The sequence below is a fragment of the Microcystis sp. LE19-41.2A genome (assembly GCF_027530405.1).
GTDB lineage: Bacteria > Cyanobacteriota > Cyanobacteriia > Cyanobacteriales > Microcystaceae > Microcystis > Microcystis aeruginosa.
This window is the reverse complement of the sequence record NZ_JAPZQJ010000284.1, coordinates 1-2,799: the sequence shown is the minus strand read 5'-3', so window position 1 is coordinate 2,799 and position 2,799 is coordinate 1. Positions and strand designations below refer to the sequence as shown.

4 protein-coding genes are annotated in these 2,799 nt (G+C 41.2%); 3 read left to right on the top strand and 1 reads right to left on the bottom strand.

All coding sequences use genetic code 11. From position 1 onward, the window contains the following. Positions 1–188 precede the first annotated feature (188 nt). The gene (locus O9290_RS12210) at positions 189–359 is read right to left on the bottom strand and encodes a hypothetical protein (protein ID WP_002756989.1); all 171 of its coding nucleotides are present in this window, start codon (positions 357–359) and stop codon (positions 189–191) included. Positions 360–565: 206 nt separating this feature from the next. Between O9290_RS12210 and O9290_RS12205 the strand changes: the two genes are divergently transcribed. From O9290_RS12205 to O9290_RS12195, 3 genes are all read left to right on the top strand, one after another. After that, positions 566–1,519: a branched-chain amino acid ABC transporter permease gene (locus O9290_RS12205; RefSeq protein ID WP_149986196.1), complete on the top strand. Its 954-nt coding sequence runs from the start codon at positions 566–568 to the stop codon at positions 1,517–1,519. A 91-nt stretch (positions 1,520–1,610) separates the two neighbouring features. Beyond that, complete coding sequence (locus tag O9290_RS12200) at positions 1,611–2,522, top strand: hypothetical protein (protein ID WP_288059912.1); 912 nt, start codon at positions 1,611–1,613, stop codon at positions 2,520–2,522. 165 nt (positions 2,523–2,687) lie between these two features. After that, on the top strand, positions 2,688–2,799 hold a 112-nt coding region (locus tag O9290_RS12195; RefSeq protein WP_287738263.1), incomplete at its 3' end, for a helix-turn-helix domain-containing protein.

The following is a 2,799-nucleotide window of genomic DNA, read 5'->3' as shown; positions in this document are numbered from 1 at the left end:
CCCCCTTGAGCCATCTGGCACACTTTTCTCTTTTTGTCAAATTTTATGTTAAGAAAGATGTGACTAATGGATAGATCAACGGGGGCAGGGGGGATCGAACCTAAAATCCATTTTTAATTTAATTATAACCAGCTACTTAATTAGTGAGAGGATCGAATTGAAAACGTTTAAAACCACATTACTGGTTTCTAACCGATCGCCTGCACCTGATGGATCGCTTCTGGGGTAAAACCGATAATATCCTCAGCTTCTAGGACTTTTTCAGCCGCTACTGCGATTTTATGGGGAAATTCAGCCGTAGGAGTCCGAGTAACCAATCCTGCTGTTTCATAAATTCCCCCGAATTTTTTCCAGGACAAAGTTGAGGAAGATACCTTTTCCCATCATCGATCATCCCGTCTGCTTTTAAGGTGGCGAACGCTACCATATAGGAAAAGTGTCACATAAAAAATTATGATAATTTCGAGAATTACCAGAGAATCAGAGGGGAGAAAACGGTGATAAAATTAGCTAATTGACTCCAGTAACTTAAGCCCCCAATACCCAATAACCGCTCACTGAAAATATGGCTGATTTTTTTAACACCTATGGTTTTTTAATTGTTTCAATGATATTTGGGTCTATCTTAGGCATTTCAGTTTATCTGCCCTTAATGGCTGGTCAATTATCCTTAGCAACCCCCGGTTTTTACGCTTTAGGCGGTTATGTGTCCGCCATTCTTTCCACGAAAGTTTTTACTAATACCGGCAGCAATTATCCCCTTAATTTGGTCTTTTTAGAAATGTTAATTGCTGGCATTATTTCAGGAATATTAGCCATAGTTTTAGGTATTCCTGTTCTCCGTTTGCGAGGGATTTATTTAGCCATTGCCACGATCGCCTGGGTAGAAATTTTGAGAATTATTGCCCTTAATCTCGAGATAACTGGCGGTGCGGTCGGTATTTTCGCCATTCCCCAACCCTTCACTACTCAATTAGCCTACCTTTGGCTGGCCTTGCCCCTCTTATTCCTAACTATGCTGTTTCTCTATCGGTTAGAAAACATCAAAATTGGTCGGGCATTTAATGCCATTCGTGCCGATGAATTGGCAGCTGCGGCCATGGGAATTAATCCCACCTATCACAAGGTTTTATCCTTCACTTTCGGGGCAGTTTTAGCGGCAGTTGTGGGAGCAGTAAGCGCCCATTTTCTCAATACTTGGAATTCCCGTCAGGGAACTTTTGATGCCAGTATTATTTTCCTGGCTTTCGTTTTAATTGGTGGTTCAAGAACTTTTGTCGGGCCGGTGGTGGGAGGCATTGTTTTAACTGCTTTGCCCGAAGTTTTACGCGCCCTCGGTGGCGTGAATGGTTTACCAATTTGGTTAGGGAATTTCTTGCGCGATGGTCGTTTGATTATTTTTGGAATTTTAATCGTTTTGGGAACGATTTTTTATCCCCAAGGCTTAATTACACCTGAATTAATCAAAAAACTAATTCCTTTTAAAAGACGTTCCTCTCTTAGTCAATTTGATTCCTAGTCATGGATCAATGTTGTCGATTGGATTCCTTTTTAATTAATGATATAATAGGATAGTTTATCCCCCTTTATATTCTCAGTCATCTCCGAGAATGACCCGCCAAATTCACGACCAATTTGCCAAGGAATATTTAGAGGAACTGTTAGCGCCTCTAGGAACCATAAAAAAGAGTAAGAAAGTGAAAAGTGAGGTTCAAGAAATAGATGTCTGGTTTGAACCGGCCAGTTCACCATCAAGGACCGAACTCCCTTTAGGTTTACTCGGAAAAATGGCGGCGACTTCCTGTTTGTTTGAACCTTTCCGTAACCCGCCCTCAGAAATAGAGATTCGCAGTTGTATATCAAAGTTATATACTGTTCATAATGACCTGTTAAGAAAGGCGAAACGGGCAAACAAAACTCTGACGGTCGCAGAATTGCCAGTTTTATGGATTCTCACCCCCACCTTTTCAGCTAGAATGATTCAAGGATTCAGGGCTGACAGCGATGAGAGGAATTGGTTAAAAGGGGTTTACTTTTTAGCTGACTTCCTCAAAGTGGCAATCGTTGCCATCCACCAGTTACCAGTGAGTGAAGACACTTTATGGTCGAGGGTTTTAGGAAAAGGAGAAACACAAAAAAGAGCCGTAGAAGAGTTAGTTCAATTGCCAGAAGATAACTCTTTTCAAGAAAATTTGTTAGAAATTCTAGCCAACTGGCGTAAGAATTTGGAATTGAGAGATAATTTAAGTAGCGAGGAACAGGAGGACATCATGAACCTATCACCAGCCTATCTAAAACAGCGAGAAGATTGGAAAATAGAAGGAAAACAGGAAGGCACTTTAGAGGGACAACTCTCGCTGATAGCTAGTCTTCTGGAAGGGCGGTTTGGAACCCTAGATTCGGAATTGTCTGGTCTAGTTGAACAGATTGCCCAACTTCCCATCTCAGAACGCACCGGGTTACTTCTTTCTTTAGTGAATTTATCCCGCTCTGAACTGTTAGAAAGATTGAGAAAAGATTAAAGTTTTAGTCCGCTCAAGCCATAAATTTTCATGCCAAAATCCTGATGGTAGTTTGTCTGCTGAGTTACTGTCATCGAAAATTTGGGTCTGAAACCCCGTCGTTCTACGACGGCTTTACTGTTAAATATGAGCATCGTTTACGAAATATATGCTAAAATATGAGACATGGAAAAAGCCTATTCTTACCGATTTTACCCAACACCAGAACAAGAGTCGCTATTGCGGCGCACATTGGGCTGTGTAAGATTAGTTTACAATAAAGCTCTCCACGAACGAA

Coding starts and splice junctions, on each gene's coding strand:
- O9290_RS12205 (WP_149986196.1), top strand. CDS start 566: ATGGCTGATTTTTTTAACACCTATGGTTTTTTAATTGTTTCAATGATA.
- O9290_RS12200 (WP_288059912.1), top strand. CDS start 1,611: ATGACCCGCCAAATTCACGACCAATTTGCCAAGGAATATTTAGAGGAA.